This window comes from Leptospira alexanderi serovar Manhao 3 str. L 60 (assembly GCF_000243815.2).
GTDB classification, from domain to species: domain Bacteria; phylum Spirochaetota; class Leptospiria; order Leptospirales; family Leptospiraceae; genus Leptospira; species Leptospira alexanderi.
On record NZ_AHMT02000053.1, the window covers coordinates 195,001 to 212,616 of the forward strand.

General features: G+C 38.6%; 13 protein-coding genes and 4 pseudogenes (1 of these 17 only partly in view). 6 read left to right on the forward strand and 11 right to left on the reverse strand.

Going from position 1 to position 17,616, the window contains the following annotated elements; all coding sequences use genetic code 11:
- The 3 genes from LEP1GSC062_RS18760 to LEP1GSC062_RS18770 all read left to right on the forward strand — a co-directional run.
- Positions 1-668, forward strand: the 3' portion of a protein-coding gene (locus LEP1GSC062_RS18760) for an ATP-grasp domain-containing protein (RefSeq protein ID WP_010576754.1). It extends 430 nt beyond the left edge of the window; the window shows 668 of its 1,098 coding nt (coding positions 431-1,098); the start codon falls outside the window, past its left edge; its stop codon occupies positions 666-668.
- A 270-nt stretch (positions 669-938) separates the two neighbouring features.
- Positions 939-2,237 carry an adenylate/guanylate cyclase domain-containing protein gene (locus tag LEP1GSC062_RS18765; RefSeq protein ID WP_020985117.1) on the forward strand — a complete coding sequence of 433 codons (1,299 nt, stop codon included), beginning with the start codon at positions 939-941 and terminating at the stop codon, positions 2,235-2,237.
- Positions 2,238-2,262: 25 nt separating this feature from the next.
- Entirely contained in the window at positions 2,263-3,141 is an 879-nt protein-coding gene (locus LEP1GSC062_RS18770) for an alpha/beta fold hydrolase (protein ID WP_039942685.1), read from the forward strand.
- Between the two features lie 582 nt (positions 3,142-3,723).
- Here the strand turns inward: LEP1GSC062_RS18770 and LEP1GSC062_RS18775 are convergent.
- Both LEP1GSC062_RS18775 and LEP1GSC062_RS25095 read right to left on the reverse strand, forming a co-directional pair.
- A complete protein-coding gene (locus LEP1GSC062_RS18775) occupies positions 3,724-4,671 on the reverse strand; it encodes a fumarylacetoacetate hydrolase family protein (protein WP_020985068.1) in 948 nt (315 codons plus the stop codon).
- Positions 4,672-5,357: 686 nt separating this feature from the next.
- Positions 5,358-5,639 (reverse strand): annotated as a pseudogene (locus tag LEP1GSC062_RS25095) (DUF2721 domain-containing protein); the annotation flags it as partial.
- A 91-nt stretch (positions 5,640-5,730) separates the two neighbouring features.
- Here LEP1GSC062_RS25095 and LEP1GSC062_RS18785 point away from each other — a divergent pair.
- On the forward strand, positions 5,731-6,450 hold the full coding sequence (locus LEP1GSC062_RS18785; protein ID WP_020985079.1) for a fatty acid desaturase CarF family protein: 720 nt from the start codon (positions 5,731-5,733) through the stop codon (positions 6,448-6,450).
- Here the strand turns inward: LEP1GSC062_RS18785 and LEP1GSC062_RS18790 are convergent.
- On the reverse strand, positions 6,422-7,267 hold the full coding sequence (locus LEP1GSC062_RS18790) for an LA_0991 family prenyltransferase-like protein (RefSeq protein ID WP_010576759.1): 846 nt from the start codon (positions 7,265-7,267) through the stop codon (positions 6,422-6,424). The two genes, LEP1GSC062_RS18785 and LEP1GSC062_RS18790, sit on opposite strands and share 29 nt — an antisense overlap.
- 13 nt (positions 7,268-7,280) lie before the next feature.
- Positions 7,281-8,309 (reverse strand): mechanosensitive ion channel family protein, encoded by a 1,029-nt coding sequence (locus tag LEP1GSC062_RS18795; RefSeq protein ID WP_020985049.1) that lies wholly within the window; start codon positions 8,307-8,309, stop codon positions 7,281-7,283.
- A 77-nt stretch (positions 8,310-8,386) separates the two neighbouring features.
- Here LEP1GSC062_RS18795 and LEP1GSC062_RS18800 point away from each other — a divergent pair.
- A pseudogene (locus LEP1GSC062_RS18800) lies at positions 8,387-8,767 on the forward strand (YceK/YidQ family lipoprotein); the annotation flags it as partial.
- A gap of 20 nt (positions 8,768-8,787) precedes the next feature.
- On the opposite strand, the pseudogene LEP1GSC062_RS18805 reads toward LEP1GSC062_RS18800, so the two are convergent.
- A pseudogene (locus LEP1GSC062_RS18805) lies at positions 8,788-9,682 on the reverse strand (IS982 family transposase).
- Positions 9,683-9,789: 107 nt separating this feature from the next.
- Between LEP1GSC062_RS18805 and LEP1GSC062_RS23420 the strand changes: the two are divergent.
- Positions 9,790-10,922: pseudogene (locus LEP1GSC062_RS23420) on the forward strand (YceK/YidQ family lipoprotein); the annotation flags it as partial.
- A 383-nt stretch (positions 10,923-11,305) separates the two neighbouring features.
- On the opposite strand, the gene LEP1GSC062_RS18820 reads toward LEP1GSC062_RS23420, so the two are convergent.
- The 6 genes from LEP1GSC062_RS18820 to LEP1GSC062_RS18845 all read right to left on the reverse strand — a co-directional run bounded on the left by LEP1GSC062_RS18820 (position 11,306) and on the right by LEP1GSC062_RS18845 (position 17,590).
- A complete protein-coding gene (locus tag LEP1GSC062_RS18820; RefSeq protein WP_020985104.1) occupies positions 11,306-11,896 on the reverse strand; it encodes an energy transducer TonB in 591 nt (196 codons plus the stop codon).
- Positions 11,897-11,899: 3 nt separating this feature from the next.
- Entirely contained in the window at positions 11,900-12,316 is a 417-nt protein-coding gene (locus LEP1GSC062_RS18825) for an ExbD/TolR family protein (protein WP_010576763.1), read from the reverse strand.
- A gap of 2 nt (positions 12,317-12,318) precedes the next feature.
- On the reverse strand, positions 12,319-12,738 hold the full coding sequence (locus tag LEP1GSC062_RS18830) for an ExbD/TolR family protein (RefSeq protein WP_010576764.1): 420 nt from the start codon (positions 12,736-12,738) through the stop codon (positions 12,319-12,321).
- A gap of 18 nt (positions 12,739-12,756) precedes the next feature.
- Entirely contained in the window at positions 12,757-13,581 is an 825-nt protein-coding gene (locus tag LEP1GSC062_RS18835) for a MotA/TolQ/ExbB proton channel family protein (RefSeq protein WP_010576765.1), read from the reverse strand.
- A gap of 428 nt (positions 13,582-14,009) precedes the next feature.
- Entirely contained in the window at positions 14,010-16,970 is a 2,961-nt protein-coding gene (locus LEP1GSC062_RS18840) for a TonB-dependent receptor (protein ID WP_010576766.1), read from the reverse strand.
- The gene (locus LEP1GSC062_RS18845) at positions 16,967-17,590 is read right to left on the reverse strand and encodes an LA3241 family PerA/PerB upregulated protein (RefSeq protein ID WP_010576767.1); all 624 of its coding nucleotides are present in this window, start codon (positions 17,588-17,590) and stop codon (positions 16,967-16,969) included. The genes LEP1GSC062_RS18840 and LEP1GSC062_RS18845 overlap by 4 nt, the downstream gene beginning before the upstream one ends.
- Between the last annotated feature and the right edge of the window lie 26 nt (positions 17,591-17,616).

Below are 17,616 nucleotides of genomic sequence, written 5' to 3' on the forward strand. Positions count from 1 at the left end.
AAACCAATGTGGACTTGATCGTACAGGAGTATCATCCCGGCCCGCAGGAAGCCGGAATTTTCTATTATCGTTTTCCGAAAGAGGATAAAGGAAGAATTCTATCAATTACAAGAAAAACCTTTCCGATCCTTGAGGGAAACGGTCTGGACAGTTTGGGAAAATTGATTTTAGAACATCCTAGGTTTCAATACCAGTGGAAAGTCTTTCGCGAAAGGCATATTAGAGAATGGGAGACCGTCCTACCCAAAGGAGAAAAAAGAAGGTTGGCCGAAGCGGGGAACCATTGTCAAGGCACTCTCTTTACGGACGGAAGTTATTTAATCACGGAAGAACTTACCCAAAGGATCGATCAAATTTCAAGAACGTTCTCCGGGTTTTATTTCGGAAGATACGATATTCGTTATCGATCCGATGAAAAATTGAAAATGGGAAAAGAATTTGGAATTGTGGAATTGAACGGAGTCACCTCCGAATCTACGAATCTTTACGATCCCGATTTTTCTCTTTGGGAAATGTACGCGATTTTGTTCAAACAATGGAATTTGCTTTTTCAAATCGGCTCTGAAAATCGAGGACGGGGAATTCCTAAAACGAACCTAAGTGAAATTATAAAAACCGTAATTCGTTTTTACGGAGGCAATCGAAAGATAAACGATCGATCGGATTGAAAAAGTTTGTTATATCCGTTTGCATAATCGTGAGTTTTGAATTGAACTGATGATTTGAAAATGTCCGAGACGCAGTTATTGTATTCCGAAATGTTTCCGAAAGAATATAAGGCAAGGCTTGAAAATCGAGATGATTTTTGTTTTGAGTCGTTGTCGGAACAATTGAAAAAGTGAATTTTTGAATTGTTTAAAAATTGAAAGTATGATTTGCGAAATTACGCTATGACAAAAAGATTTCGTTTCAAATCGTGAGCGAATGAGGTGAGAATCATGGGCGACAAAGTTCTTAAGATCGTTTATTTTATGTTTGGCGACCCTAAAAAAAAATCCCTCGAACATAGACTTTTCAATACGGTCGCGTTCGTAAACGGGGCCTTGAACATTTTCGGCGCCTTCTCTTCCTTTTATCTGGAAAACTTTATGGTGATTTTTCTTCTAAATTTCATTTCAGGAATTCTTCTCATAGGAATGTATTTTCTTTCGAGAATGAAAAGTATTTATTATTCGTTGTTTTGGCCCTTTAATCTTATCATTCTTATCTATCTTTCTTCTATGTGGTTCTTTAACGGAGGTTCGATAGGAGGTAATCATTACTATTTCATTCCCGCTCTTGTAATCGCGACGATTCTACTTAGAAATCATAACGTTTGGATTGTCTATTTGGTTTATGCCGCCGTAAGTGTGTTTCTGTATGGAATCGAATATTTCCATCGAGGTCTCGTTAAAATGTATCCGAATGACGCCGAACGTTATCTGGACGCGGGTGGGAATTATTTATTCGTTCAGATTTTAACCGGACTTTTGATTTTCATCCTGACGAGAAATTTGAACATAGAAAGAAAAAAATCCGATTCGCTTCTGCTTAGCATTCTTCCAGAAACCGTTGCGGAAGAATTAAAGAAGAACGATTTTGTGATTCCCATACGTTATGAGAGCGTCACGGTCCTTTTTACCGATATGGCCGGATTTACGAAAATCGCAGAAACGATGTCGCCGGAGGAATTGTTAAACGAACTCGATCTTTTTTTTCGGAAGTTTGATTCCATCATTAAAAATCACGGAATGGAAAAAATCAAAACGATCGGAGACGCCTACATGGCCGCAGGCGGACTTCCCCTTGTGAATAACACTCATTCCATAGACGCAGTGTTATGCGGGCTTGAATTCCAAAAATTCATGCGTCTCAAAAAACGAGAAAGAGAAATCGATCATCAACCCTATTGGGAACTTAGACTTGGGATACATACGGGTTCAGTGGTTGCCGGCGTGGTTGGAACCGAAAAATTCGCCTACGATATATGGGGAGATTCTGTCAACACCGCAAGCCGTATGGAAAGTTCCGGCATTCCCGGAGAAGTGAATATCTCAAGCGAAACTTACGAGAAGATTAAGGATTTTTTTATTTGCGAACACAGAGGGAAAATTAAAGCGAAAAACAAAGGTGAAATCGACATGTATCTTGTAAAAAAAATTAGAGAAGGATTGCACGATCCTCAGGACGAGTTAAAACCCAATCAAACTTTTCTCGGACTTTATGCTCGGGTCCAAAAAGGCGAATTTTCCTCCTAAGGAAAAATTTTTAGGATTTCCTTATATGTCATTGACTTCAGTCGCCTTCCTTTTCTCTTTAATGGGGCTCTTTTTTTCAGGAATTTTTTGTTCTATACCGGAAGATCTCAAAAAACAGCCGGAAGAGAGTCTAACTCAACTTGAGGAATCCGGAGCGAAACTTCGGGAACTTTATTTAGACGCAGAAGGAAAGAGAATTTATGGAGTTGCCGTAGGTTGTGAATCAAATAATCAGAATATTTTAATATTCATACACGGTTCTCCGGGAGGATGGCAAAATTACTCTTGGTATTTAGGAAGCAAAATTTTAACTGCGAAATACTGTATATTAGCTTTGGATCGACCGGGCTTTGGAAAATCGGAACCGAACGAAGGGATTCCCGACGTTGAAAAACAAGCTTATATTTTAGGAAAAGCGATCCATAATTTTTTAAATACAATTCAAACATCCGAAGGAGCGAGGATTTTACTCGTAGGGCATTCTTACGGAGGACCGATCGCGGCAAGAATCGTTACGACTTCCACATACAAAATTCATGTTCTTGTTCTTCTTGCGGCACCTTTGAGTTCAAAGGAAGAAGAAATTCGTTGGTATAATAAAATCGCGGATTGGAATTGGGTTAAAATCTTATTGCCAAGAGAGATCAAAAATAGCAACGATGAAATGCTTCCTCTCAAATCCCAACTGGAAATTTTGGAGAAATTCTGGAAAAACATTCCCTGCAAGATGATCTTGATCCATGGAAAAAAAGATTCCTTGGTACCTTTTCAGAATTTGGAATTTTTTAAAACTCAGGTTCCGCAGTCACGGCTTACTACAATCGTATTAGAGGCAGAAGGTCATTTTATACCCTGGACTCGAAGAAAACTTTTAGAAAGTATATTTTTAGAAGCCGTTCGATAAACCGATTTTAAAGTATATTCAATTTTCTGAAACATTTTACTATGCTGTTGACTTGTCCACGGATTGACCGTGCTACTTGAAAAAGTGTGAAAAAATAATGGTCTAACATATTTTAGACCGCAGTAAAGTAACGTGAGTTCGATATAACAAAATGCGAAAGCGATTATTATGTTGCGCCCATAGGAAGTCGTTGCACTTTAGTTTCTTATTCGCCCAAACTTTCTTACGCCGAACTTACGTTAAAGTAGTGTCTTCTGCCCAAAAGCCTTAGGATGTTGGAATTCCTATTGGATGACTAAAAAGTCTGTTCGAAAACTCATGAACTATCCAATGAGACTGAGTCTGTGGGAACTACCGCGTCTTGCTCCGAATTTGTTGAATAATTGTGGATTGGTTTCTTTTAAAATTTCACGACTGGTTTTGGGGACTCAGAAGAAATGATATTAGATAGTTAGAATATATATTAGAGAGAAAGTCAAATGTTGAAAAGCTCAGTGTACGCGGTACTTTACAAAGACGGCTTTGTTGACCGCGTATTTTATTGTGGATGTTGATTCTATATCTTAAAAACGTTGGCCGGATTTACTCTCCTACGACATTCAAAATTTGTTCTCCTAGATCAATTCTAAGATCCGGAGTTCGAATTGTGGAACGTACGACGTCCCCCGGACGTAAATACTGAATCCGTTTTTCTTGGTTCTTGGCAAAAAGATCCCATTTTTTCTTTTCAGGTAAGAAACTTGCAATTTTTTGAATGAATTTTCCCGGAGCTCGAAACGCACATCCGGAAGGTGTTCCTGTTAATAACACATCTCCTGGAGATACATTACAAAACTGTGATAGTTCTAAGATACTTTCTGCTGGTTTAAAAACGAGATTGGCGGCGGTGTCCTTTTGTCTGATTTGACCGTTTACAAGAAGAGTCAACTCCAAGAAATCTAATAGATTAAAGTCTTCTGGATCTAAAACCGTAAGATAAGGGCCCGCCGGACAAAAGGTTCTATACGATTTTCCTTTATACCATTGCATCTGAGAAAGCTGAATGTCTCTTGCAGACACGTCGTTTGCCATAAAAAAGGCCGCTACGTATTCCTTGATTCGTTCGGAATCGAGTTTTAAGGTCGAATCGAAAGCCTTCCCGAATACGAGGCCGAGTTCGATCTCATAATCTAAAAGTTTTACGTGAGAAGGACGAATGATCTTTCCCATCGGAGGAGAAAGAGAAGCATCCGATTTTGTGAAGAATAGGTTATACACCTTGTCGTCAGGATCGAGTCCTGATTCGATTTGATGTTGTCTATAATTGGCACCTTGACAAAGAATTTGGCAAGGTGCAGTGATCGGAGATAGGATAGAAACATCTTGGATGTAAATCGGTTTTTGTTTGGAGTTTTTCCTTTTTTTCTTTATATATTCCAAAAAATCTTTCGTGGTGGAGTTTCCGCAATCTAAGGGAAAAATCTTATCATCTTCGATTTTTCCCCATTCAATTGAATTCTTTTTGCAAAATCGTACGTAGTTCTTTGCCATGAAGAGGTTTTCCTTAAGGATATCTTCGATCGTATTTGTGAAAAATTGAGCCTTTCAAAATTGCTGCTTAGAATCAAGAAAATCAGCCGCATATTAAAAATTTTTAAAGAACTTATTTTAAAATTTGTCCCGAAATCTTAAGAGGAATCACGATCATGATTGTTAAATCGTGGATAACAAAATGTAGTAGTTCCCATAGAATTACGTCTCTTTGGGAAGTTTATATGTTTTTAAATCACCTTTTCACCGTTAAACCTAGTATGAGTTTCTACAATTCCCAGGTTTTGGGACAAATTCTTAATTTTTTTCGTTTATAAAGTGAGAGATAAATTTATGAGTTTTAGGAACTTATATAATAGGTTCATTTTTTGAAATCATCGCTTTGTATAGAAAGATCCTAAACGGATCATCAACGTCATTGTTTCTTATTTTTTGGAGGCGTTTTCAACCTTGGTCTTTTTTGTTCGAGTTGAGCGTTTTGCTATCCGAGGCTTGAACAAAAAAGATTAATTTCCAACAGATAAATAAAGAGAAGCAGTGAGAAAGAAAAGGACTGCTTCGAAAAGAATTCAAGTGATCTTTTAAATATCGAATCTACTGATCTCTACATAAAAGAGCACCGTCAATTTTAGCATAAATCCCCGTTTAAAGGCAGAATCTTGGACGCTCTATGATGTAAAAATCAGTAAGACGGTTAGACAGGATGTGCAGACGAGAAAATTCAAAACGCGTATACTCTGGTATGGCGAATGAGTGAAAGACGAAAACAAAGGTTTCGAATCTGTGAAAGAAGATCTGAATTTTTATGTTTCCGATGCCTTCCGATGAGTTGCCTCGCAAGACTTGCCAATCCTAAAAGGTAATTTTGTATAAGGAAAGAGCCGGGAAGGAAATCGCGGGAAGCAGTAGGGAGTATTGCAAGAACGAGGATTTGTCTCAAACAAAGGAGAAAGATTGTGAGCTGTTATAAAGTTCCATTTTTTTTCAAATCAAGGTTTTCTTTTCGGAAAAAATCTCGCCTGAATTCTTATCTATAATAAGAATACACTAGACAGTCGTATGCAGGCAAAACCAACCCAACTTCAAAAACCGGATCTAACAATTCATAGAATTTTCGAGACATTGAGCGTCGTCGCTTTCGTTTTTCTTTCGATTTATCTCGGTTATCAACTTGCCCGGATCTTTTCGAATGCGTTCGTATCTCATTTTTACTTAGTTTGGATCGTACCTTTGGTGATCTTGTTTTCTTGGCTCGGGGCCGATTTTATTTCGGGATTGGTCCACTTTTTAGGAGATAGCGTAGGTTCTGAAAACACTCCTATTTTTGGGCCTGCGTTTATTTTTCCTTTTAGAGATCATCACGTGGATCCGAAGGGAATCACGAGACATGATTTTATAGAAACCAACGGAAACAATTGTTTGGTCTCTTTGCCTATTTTAGTATATTATGTTTTCTTTTGGGAATCGAGCGGTTTGTTAAGTTTCTTACTCGCCGTGTTTTGGTTCTTTCTCCTCTTGGGAATTTTTGCGACCAATCAGATTCATAAATGGGCGCACCAGGATTCTCCTTTCGCGTTTATACGAACTTTACAAAAATATAAACTGATTCTTGGTCCGGAACATCATAAGATCCACCATACTTTTCCCTACGATACGTATTTTTGTATCACGACGGGTTGGTTGAATCCGATTTTGAAATTCTTGAAGTTTTACGAAAGTCTTCGTTGGATTTTAAGAATTCCTCCCCCTGTCAAATTGGAAACAATTTCCGAAAAATGACGGGTAAACAAGCGAGGATAAAATAACCTTCTCCGAGGATTCTGTAAATCTGGTTTTTTTGAAAAGAATTTTCGAAAATAAGAATGTTTACCGGTATCCAATAACCCGAACTCAGATAAAAAAATTCGGGAAAAATCGATCCATGATTTTTTCCGATCCAAAAAAGGTTCAATCCCATTCCGATTAAGGCTAATGCGAAGACGGATTTTTTTAAATTTCCGGGTGAAATCTGTTTCAGGATTGATTCAGCGTTTTCTTTTTGATCGACTTCTCTTTCCATATAAGAATTTACGAACGAATTACAAAGTGCGGTTAAAAAGAACAAACAGCAAGGAAGCCAGATTTCCGATCGATTTTTTGTCGTGGATAAGATCGGGCCGAACCAAATTCCCGCTGTGTAAAGAACCGATACGGAGCATTCTTTCCAGAAGAAGGAAACTTGAAGATAGGAAAAGAGAACGTGCAAAATTACGAAAACTCCTATAATTAGGGCGACTATAACCACCCATTCTCTTAGGAATAGAATTCCGCAAACAAAACAGAGAATCGCCATAAAACCGGTGATAACGCTTAAGAATATTCTATTTTTGTAATAAAATTTATGCCTTTGGTTCGCGCTTTTCTCTTTTAGTTTCCAGCCGTCGATCAGATGATCGGAGCTGTAGATCACCCAAACCGCAATTGGGAGCAAGAGCCAGAACGCTGTCCTCATGTTCGTATTTAAAGTGGAAGAGGCGAACCAAGCGGAGGCCACCGCGCCGCAGATGATGTCGATACTTAAAACATTCCAATAGTAGAATATTCTTTTGAAGTTCATTTTTACTTTTGTTCTAAAGGCGGAGTTCGATTCCTTCCTTTTGAAAGCGGGAATACAGGAGTTTAATGAATTCGTGTTTGATCGGAACTTGATCTGTAAACTCGTGATAGGGAAGATCAATTTTGAAGTTGATCGAACTTTTGTCGAACTTTTGGTAAGAGAAGGAAATTTCCTTGGTCGAAGGAGATCCGTAGAATTTTCTTAAGACTTCATTTCCGATATCGACGGCCATAGATTCTACTTTTTCCAAGTCTGTTTGATAAGCGACACCTGCTTCGATCTGAATCGAAAATTCTTTTGCGGGTAGGTCGAAGTGTGTGAACACGGAAGAAGCCATGACAGAGTTCGGAACTACGATCGTGCTGTTATTGAATCTGCGAATCGTCGTACTTCTCCAAGTAATATCCTGCACATGTCCTTCCATTCCTTCTCCCTGCAATCGTACATAGTCTCCTTTTTTGAGTTGTTTACCGAGTAGAATGTTTAAGCCCGAAAATAAATTTGAAAAAGTCGGTTGTAAGCCGAGAGCAACTGCAAGTCCTCCGACTCCGAGTGCTCCCAGAATTGGCGCGATCGGAATACCGAGAGATTGAAGTATCAGTAAAATACCGACGGCAAATAAAATGATCCGAGTTACGTTGTTGATAATCGAAGCGGAAGAAATGAGTCCTTCCGTTTTTTCGGAATAGGCTTCGAAAGCCGCTGAAAACAGATGAACGGAAGAAAAAGTCAAAAGGATGATTGAAACAATTCGGTAACTTAAAAATACGAATTCTTCGGAACCGGAAGGGAGTTTTAGAAACTTTAAAAACAAAAAGGTCCCGAACAGAAAAAATAATAAACGGACACTTTTTCTGCCCGCTTTATAAAGGGGATGTGAATTTTGAAGTTTATTCTGAAAGAAAAGTTCGGAGAATTTCGGAACGATTCTGTTCCCGAGTATATAACCGAATAGTAATACGAAAAGAAAAATTCCGGTGGCTTTTCCTAATTCTAAAATGAAATCTTTGGAGATCCAGGTTTGAATTTCATTCCAATTCATGGGAACAGTTTTTATCTAGATTGAAATCGTGCAAGATTAAATCGTTTGATTTCATTTCGATGTAAGCTTAAGTCCGAATCGTGTCGATTTTAATTCTATTACAATTGAGTTGTAATACTACGGCAGCTATTGTATATAGTTTCCAGGGGAAGAAAAAAACTATCCGTATTCCGGGGCGGTGGTTGCTTTGGATCGTTATATCTGGGAGAGACATCCCCCTGCCGTTTTCAAAAAGTTTTTGGAACATATTGATTCTAATCGACCTTCCTTTTACTCTAGTGTTAGATACCATCCTTTTGCCGTTAACTTTTCCCTATTACTTATATGTGGAATCCGACAGACCCGGGTTTAAAGAATGGTATTATAAAAAATGGAAAAAACGACTTTATACTTTTATAGCAAAGAATTCTTCAAACGACATTCTAAGATTGACTTTAAAAGAAAAGGGTGGCGAGTACATAAATAACGTGAGTTCGGCCTAAGGAGAGAGTAAAAGTTGTAAATTGTCTTTGGATCTCAAATTCAAAGAAGGTTTTTTTGGAAAAAATGAAAATGCAACTAACCCACTTAATAGATTAACAGCCCAATTGAAAAAGCTTCGATGTCTAGTATGTTGAATCTGACAGATATTTTTGAGTTCATCATTTACGGATTCAATGATAGCTCTTTTTCTTAAAAGAATTTTATCAACTAAGGACATTAATTTATTTTTCATATTCTTTTTAAGTTTTGTAATGAGTTGAACTTCCCTTTTCATAAAGACTTTCAAACAAAGATTGACTGATATAACCTCTATCTCCGAAAAGTTTATCGTGAATATTCTTAACAAGTGGAAAAATCACTTTTGAATTCCTGTCGTCGACGTTTCCAGGAGTAATCATAGATGATAATATTTCACCTTGATCATTTACGATTAAATGCAATTTAAAGCCATAAAACCAGCCTGTGCTCGATTTCCCTCGTTGTGCAGTATCTTTAAATACTTTATGAGAATGGATTCTTCTGTTGTCGCATACTTTGAGAATCGTAGAATCAATGAACGATATTCCGGAACATTTTCCCAGACAAGAATTTGATAGAAACGAAGCTATGACAGATAACGCGTTAGGCATCAGTTCAACAAACGATTGTAACTTACCGCTTTTTGGAAATTCGGATTTTAAATTCTTTTTTATTTCTATCAGATAATAATTTTTAAATTCTCTATAATGAGAAAGATGAAAACAGACAACAATCGTTGCTACTTCACTCAGGCTTAACTGAAATTTTCGGTTTCTTTTTCGAACCACCGGACTCAATATTTTCTCGTTCCAGTTTATTTTTTGTTGTGTACAATAATCGTCTATCGCACAAAATATCTCTGTCAGATCCATATTTAACCCCTTTCTTGCTGGAAATTTAGTTCAATATGTGATCTGGCGCTTTTCTGTACAAGATTTTTCTCTTTTTTCCTCCTTAGGCCGAACTCACGTTAAATAGAGAGGATTTGCTAAGGTCTATTTCATATCTGGAGAGAAACATTCGGAATTTACAAAAGGAAGGAATTACTCTCAGTAAAGATTTAGAGTATTTGATGTAAATTTCGTCTAACGGTAAAATAGACCCGGAGCTACAATTGAAACAGCACGTTGAAATTGTAGGTATAATCTATGAACAATTCAGAGATAAAGCTACGTATGAGGAAACTTTATGGGAAAAATATTTTGAAATCGTATGGAGAAATTATTTTTCTACAGGGGGTTTCATTCGTAATCCGAACGTTTTAAAGAAAATTTTACACGAATTTTCAGATAAAAAAGACACTGCCGTTTTGTTCAAAGAGTTTGCCACTTTTTTATTCGGAGCAGGAATATGATAAGCGGCACTTCTCCTATTTTGTAAAAAGCCCTACTTCTCAAAGTTCTTCTGAATCTTTCGAAACCCGTTCAAGCTTAGAACTTCCGAAAACGAATCAAGAATTTTGGAAGAATCAAATTCAAATTTTATTGGAACTAGATGGAATGATTCGTAAGGATTTTCCTCATTTAAAAAATAGTTTGGATCCGGTTTGGACAAAAGCAATTTCATCCGGAGTTCTCTCTTATAATCATTTTGCTTTGGAAAAAATGTTTTAGGAGTTTCCGAAAGAAACAAAAGCCTCTATTGAAATTTATTTAAAAAAGCGATAGATAGTGATAATCCTGATTCCGTAGAGTTTGTAGGAAGACATATTTCCGATTTCGATATCTATTTTGCATCCGATCGAAATATGATCCTTACTGTTCTTCGATCTCCTAAGATACTTGAAAAATTGTTACAAGCGGGGCTGGATCCGAATCAGATCTATGGATTTAAAAAAAACTATTGGTTAACGGTCGCCGGATTGATGGGATTGAAGAAGATACTTTTTTGATTCTTTGTTTAGAGGATCGTAATGAAGCATCCATAACGTCGTTGCAATTATTATTGAAACACGGAGCCAAAACGGACTTAGCGGTGAAACGATATTCTTTGGGAAAAGAATATTTATACGGTCCTCACACTGCCTTGGAGAGTCCTTATAATGATTTTTCCCGTAAACGTAAGATATTGACGGAATGGATGAAAAGGCAACCTTACTACTCGGACGCATGAATAAAATACTATGATAAACTATTTCGAAAATTAGAATGTTGGAATTTTCCTCTAAAAAGTCGAGATTTCCCGATTTGACTTAATTTTTGAGAACCGTTGTACTTTTGCAAAACCGACCGCTTATTTTCGAGTATCATTTTCATGCGTCCGGGTAGTAAATATGTTTTAAAAACACGTATAAATTCTGGTCCGTAAAATCATATTCATAAGGTGTAATGAGTTAGATATGATAAGCTATGAAGAGTTTTAAAAACGATTGGGAGTTTTGATCCCTAAGCCCAAAAATAATAAAGATAGTCAAGTCTGATTTTAAAATGCATTTTAAATGGAGAATTTTCCTAATTTTATATATTTAATTTTTATAATATTTAAATTTAAATGTATTAATAAAGGCTAAATCTAACCGGAATGAGAACTTTGACCGTGATCGGTCTTCCGTCAAGAACGGAAGGGGAGTATCTTTTCTTATAGAACGCGTTTATTGCCGCTTCTTCCAAGCCGAACCCCAGAGATTTCCCAACGGACCGGACCCTTAATACTTGTCCGTTATCGGCAATAATTAACTCAAGAGTGGAAGTTCCGGTGATACCGGCAGATCTGGCTTCCGAGGGATAGTCGGGAACGACATTCGGTGTCAGGTCTACGGGGGTTGTTGCTCCTGAAATAATCGCGTCTTGCGCTCCTGCGATTCTGGGATCTTCTTTCTTTTTAATCGTATCGGTTACTTCGAATTCTCCGTCGTCGGCCGCTTCTCCGACGTTCGGTTCTTGTATAACTAAATTGTCAACGAACGCTACCTCGTCTACGAGCCGATCCAATCGATTGAATTCGACGGAAGGCGTATACCAAAAAAACAGGACGAACACTTGGAGAAGAAAGGAGACGGAAAGAAAAAATTCTATCCGATATCGATCGATCCATCTTCGGAGTTTTCCCCTTCTAAGAATGGCGATTATGGAACTGGATCTTTCCATCAATCAAAGACCTCCGCCTTGTGTAGTCTTTGTGACGAGAGAAATTTTTAACGCTCCGACTTCTTTCAAGAATTCGAAGGTGTTGTCCAGTTCGGCATAAGGTAAATTTTTATCGGCGTGAATCAAAACCTTAAGATCGGGAGTCGTTGCGAGTTTCGCTCTTACGTGATTGATCGCTTCGTTCAGAGGCATTCTAACCTGATTGAAATAGACCGCTTTGTCTTTATCGGCGCTAAGATATAAATTCGCGATTTTTTTGTTTAACTGTTCTCCTCCTGGAACGTCCGGAAGAGTGATCGGTAGATCTGGATCCGTATCTAAAACAGAAGTAACCATGAAAAAAACCAAAAGTAAAAAGGCGATATCCGCCATCGAGCTGACCGGAATTGAAGGTGGATTTTTTTTCTTCTTTAAGCTCATGTTTATTTTAGCCTTTTTACTGAGATCTGTTTAAACCCTCGGATTTGCACGACGGATAACGCATCCAGCATATTACCGTATTTTGTTTCACCCGTAGTTTTGATTAATGCGACTTTGTTTCCTATGTCTGGAATTTCCATCAGATTGAGTTCTTCTCTGAAATCTATCAGGTTTCGATATTCTTTCGTTCCGATCGATTGATTTTTCATCTTAACTAAATCTCCTGTAATTAGGATCTCGTAGATGTTTTCTCGAAGAACTAAAGTCGGATTGGAATTTTTTTTGGGGAGCTGAATGTTCAATCCTTCCTTTACGAAGAATACCGCTGTTACCATAAAAAACACCAGTAAGAGAAATGCGATATCCGACATCGAAGATGCGGATATTTCTTCTAAATTGCGTTTCTTTTTGATTCGGATCATAAGTGTTTGATAAAAGGCTTAAACCTTTTGAGAATTCCTTTTTAAGAATTCCTTATAAATCCTGTTGGCCGCTTCTTCGATTTCGGAAGTAAAACCGTCGATTCTGGAAGTTAGATATTGATGGAACGTCATTGCGGGAATTGCTACGATTAAACCCGCTGCCGTCGTAATCAATGCTTCCTTGATTCCGCCAGCAACCACTTTTGCGTTTACTTGGTCTGCGTTGGCGATCGCATCGAATGCGTTGATCATACCGGAAACCGTTCCCAAAAATCCGATTAAAGGAGCGATCGTGGATACCGCCGCAAGAATTACGAGTCCTCTTTCCAAAACCGTAATTATTTCCGCCGCTTCTCTTTCCACACCTTTTGCGAAAATTTCAGCGTCTCCGGAAGATACGTCGATTCCACCCGAAAGAACTTGAGTGATCTTGTAATCTTTTCTTTCGTCAAAAAAAACTTGGACTGCGTTTAAACCTTTCGCGTCCATAGTTTCCCCCAAATCGATATTATAACCTTTCGGAAGAAGTTTCGCGGTCGCTAAGAAATAAATTCTTTCAAAGATGATTCCCAAAGCGATGATCGAAGAAAACGCTAACGGGTACATAGTCCAACCGCCCAGAAGGAAAAGATCTACAAATCCCCAACTTTTATCCTTTGTTTGGACGGGTGTTTCGGTTTTTGTTTCTTGGGTTGTCGGAGCGGATGCAGGTGCTTCCGTCTTGGTTGCTTCCGAAGTTTTATTTTGTGCGAATAATACGGATGTGGAAAAAGAAATGAGTCCTGAGATGATCAGTACGATCATTACCCATTTAAATTCTTTTTTTATAGAGGAAAATTTCATCGACGTCTCCGATTTAAATGTTTCTGTAATATACTTTTGATTTGTTACCGAATAATTACAAAAGAATTACGGATCTAAAATTTTGAGGGAACTTTATTCTCAATTTATTGATTCTGCGTACGGTTTTTAGAAGCGATGGTTTATTTTTTTATTCCCCCAAATTATGTTTGTATCCGTTCGAAAAGTAGTGGGTGTTTTGGGAATAATCGTTTCTTAAAATATTTCATTTTTCACTTCGTATGAATTATTTCTGATGAAACTCGATGTAAGGTTCTTTCTGAAAGGCAAAAGTATAAGGGCAAATACAACGGTTGTTTTCTGTAGAGAACCTTGCAGTTTCTATTTGGAATTTCGTAAGCGCAAATTCATTTGTAATTAGCTTTTCTTTCCTTTGAAAGAGACGGCAATACCGTCTCTTTTTAGTCTGATTAAAGTTTATACGTAGCGGAAAAAGAAATATCCAAACCTGTTCTATATTTTTGAAACACGTATTCTTGTCCTGTCAGTGGATCCGTTTGAGTGATTTTGAATTGGCTGTTCATGATATTTCTAACGGAGGATCTAAAATCGAAGCGGTCGTTGTGTCTGTAAATATAGACTACGTCAGAAGTTCCGGTTCCTTTTTGGATCGCGTTGGGAACACCGTCGGATCCAACTAGAGCGATTCTGTCGCTGAAATAATTATAGTATAAGCCTATATTATGTTTTTTGCTTTTTGATACGAACAAGTCCACTTTAAAGTTGGCGACAAAGTCGGACTGACCTTGAAGAGGGCGGTTGAGCGTAGTAGGGGCATAGGCCGAGTAAGTGGAAATCGGATCCACTTGACCTGTCGCGATAAAACCGTAGATGTTCGCGTCGATTACGTCCACTCTCGATTTAATGAAGAAGACATTCGCTTCGACTTTAAGCCACCAAAGAAGTTCTCTGCGATAGTCTAATTCGATACCTCGAATTGTAGCCTGTTGAGCATTCGCGTATTTATAAACCAAATTCGCACTTCCCGCTACAGGTAATCCGATCAACTCGATCGGATTCGAAAGATTCTTAAAGAAGGCTCCGACGCCTATATAATCCGTATTTGTAAGATAGTATTCCCATCTGGCATCGTAATTGTGAATGTAAGTCCTTTGAAGACTTGCGTTACCGAAAATTCGATCCGCTTGAAAGTAGGCCGCAAAACCGAAAGGAGAAAGTTCCCTAAGGTCCGGTCTTGTAAGCGTTTGAGAATATCCGAATCTGAGATTCATGTCTTTTACGAGTTCCCAGACCACGTTTGCGGAAGGTAGTTTATCCTTCGTTCGTAGTTCGCCGATTCCTACGTTATTTGCATCGCATATGTTGGATCTGACTAGTAGTAATCTTTCCTCTTCTGAATTTGTTTTACAACCGTAGCTTGTATTGAATCCGCTCCAGCTGTTCTTAAGATCGTAGGTTTGTGTCTTTTGATAACTATCCTCGTACCTTATTCCGAAGATCGTTTTCAGCTTTGCGAAAATCGGGACTTCCAATTGGGTAAAGGCCGCACGTAATGCCTGGGAAGCGTCGTAGGCATTGTTACCGGAAGCGCGTTCGTACACTTTCCTATTTCCGTTCGCGTAATTCAAAGGATTGTAGATGATTTCACCGGGAATCGGATAGATATAATCTTTGTCGCTTCCGTTAAAGTTTCTTTGGGCGATTTCCCGGAATTCGAAATGTTTGAATCGGTCCAGATTGCTGATTCCGAATTTTAACTTGCTCTGAAGTCCGTCCCATTGGTTGAACGGAATTTCGTATTTGAGGGATTGGCTTCTGACCGTATCCTCCGTATTCGAAAAGTATCTTGTTCCGTCGGGATTGTTTCCCAATCTTCTAAAGCCGTTCGCAAGATCGGTTCCGCCTTGGGACCAGGCTTGGTTTCGGGCGTTGGGTTCGTCTCTTTCGGCTAACGCATAGTTGACGTTCCATTCTACTTTATGGGACCTTGAGCCGAACGCATTGATTTCATGTTCGCCGCCCAATGTGTTATTGAAAATGGTTCTACTGATATAGCTTAGGTTCGTGGATTTGAAGTTGAAATTATCGATGTAATTTGCGCCGTCTCCTTCCCGAACCGTCTTATCGGATTGAACCGAATATAAGGTTTTGATAAAGAACTGCTGTCCGATTTTAGGTTCGTATGCGAGGTTTAGGTTGTTTCCCCAGAGAACTTCTTCCCCGTAAATTTTGAGATTATTCTGATTGAGCGGGCGCAACATATTAGAATCTTTTAAATAAAGAGAGATCGGATTGGAGGCTTGGAAGCGGGCGTTCGCTTCTTCGCGATAGTTGTAACTTCGGTTGTAAGTTGTTCCCGCAAGAACTCCGAATCTTCCCCATTTTTCCGTCTTAAACGAATTACCGGCGGAGATGCTAAACGATTTGTTAAAGGGAGAATCTTCCTCTTTGGGAGACCATTCTTGATTGAAGGATAAGGCGCCTACTTTCATCAGGTTACCCGGAATTCCGCCAAAACGATCTCCTTCCACAAAAGGAATCGCTTTTGGTAAACCTGAGATCATATCCGGAAGTTCTTGTTTTTTGGAAACCAAACCGAAGTTATTATGCATATCGCCTGTATTAAAGGATTTGAATTTATGACCGGCGACCTGAGTATTTTTTCCGACTCCCAACGAAACGGAAAGTGAAAGATTATCGGGATATTCTTTGGTTTCTATTTTGACGATTCCTCCGGAGAATTCTGCGGAATCTTCCGCTGAGGCGGTTTTGGAGACTCGAATGTTTTTGATTACTCCGGCCGGAAATAAATCCAAAGGCACGATTCGTTTATCCGGTTCGGGAGAAGGGATTATGGAATCGTTTAGAATCGTATTGGAATATCTTTCGCCGAGACCGCGGACGAAAATAAATTTACCACCTACGAGAGTGATTCCCGTAACTCTTCTGAGAACGTCTCCTGCGGACGAATCCGGACTTTTCTTAATCGATTCCTCGCTGATTCCGTCGGAGATGATTCCGCTTTTTCTTTGCAAGGCCAATAAAGCGGAATCCGAATTTTCAAGACCCCGTCCTTGCACTTCTACCGTATCGAGAAGTTTAGCTCCCATTACGACGTTTAAGGAAAGTCGAGTTGCAGGGTTGATTGTTACTTTCTTGAATTGTGTGGCAAATCCGATCATCTGAAATTCCACGGTATGTTCGCCGGGAGGAAGATTGAGTTCATATTTCCCGTCAAAGTCGCTTCGTGTCGCCGCTTTGATCGAACGAACGATTACGACTGTTCCGAAAACCGGATCACCCGATTCCGAATCGACTACTTTTCCGCCTAACTTCCCAGTTGTTTGTCCGAATATAGGACTTGTTATCATTGAGAAAAAGAATAATAAATAGATTGTTTTATGTTTCATGTTCCGTACGTACAAACTTTAAATTGATTTTTATGTTCTATAATGAGTTTAATTTCATCGATTCGGATTGTTGTTAATCCGACTTGTAGAGAAAATTCCCCGATAATATATCCGTTTATATTCGTCAGCTTACGGACGTTATACGGTTTAACGAGGGGAAGCACTTTAATGGGTCCTTTTTGTCCTAGAAGATTTTGTCGGACTTTACTTATTCCTGCGGTTCTTCTGAGGAGAATCATGTACATCGAGTCTTCTATTTTAGAATTCGCCGCGATGTTGTTCTGATCCAAGTTATTGGGAAGATATATCTTTCTGATTTCTTCCGGACTACACGAATAATGAAGCAGATCGTCCGATAGATTTGAATTATCCCGTATTTCCGTAAGCGCTTTTGTAAGCGCTTCTTCTACGGATTGAGACGAGTTTTGAAGAGTATATGATTCTTTGATTTCCGATTTTAGAATTTCCCGATCTTTTCGGATTTCTGAAACGAGTTTTGAATCTCTAAGGTCCTTCTCGAAGTCGGGGCGTTGTCCTTTTTCTTTGCAATCGAACATTGAAGTTGATAAAAGGACCAACAAGGAAATATTAAAAAAAACGAATTTATGATTCTGAAACATATTTTGGATGAGGATTCCTTTTTTGG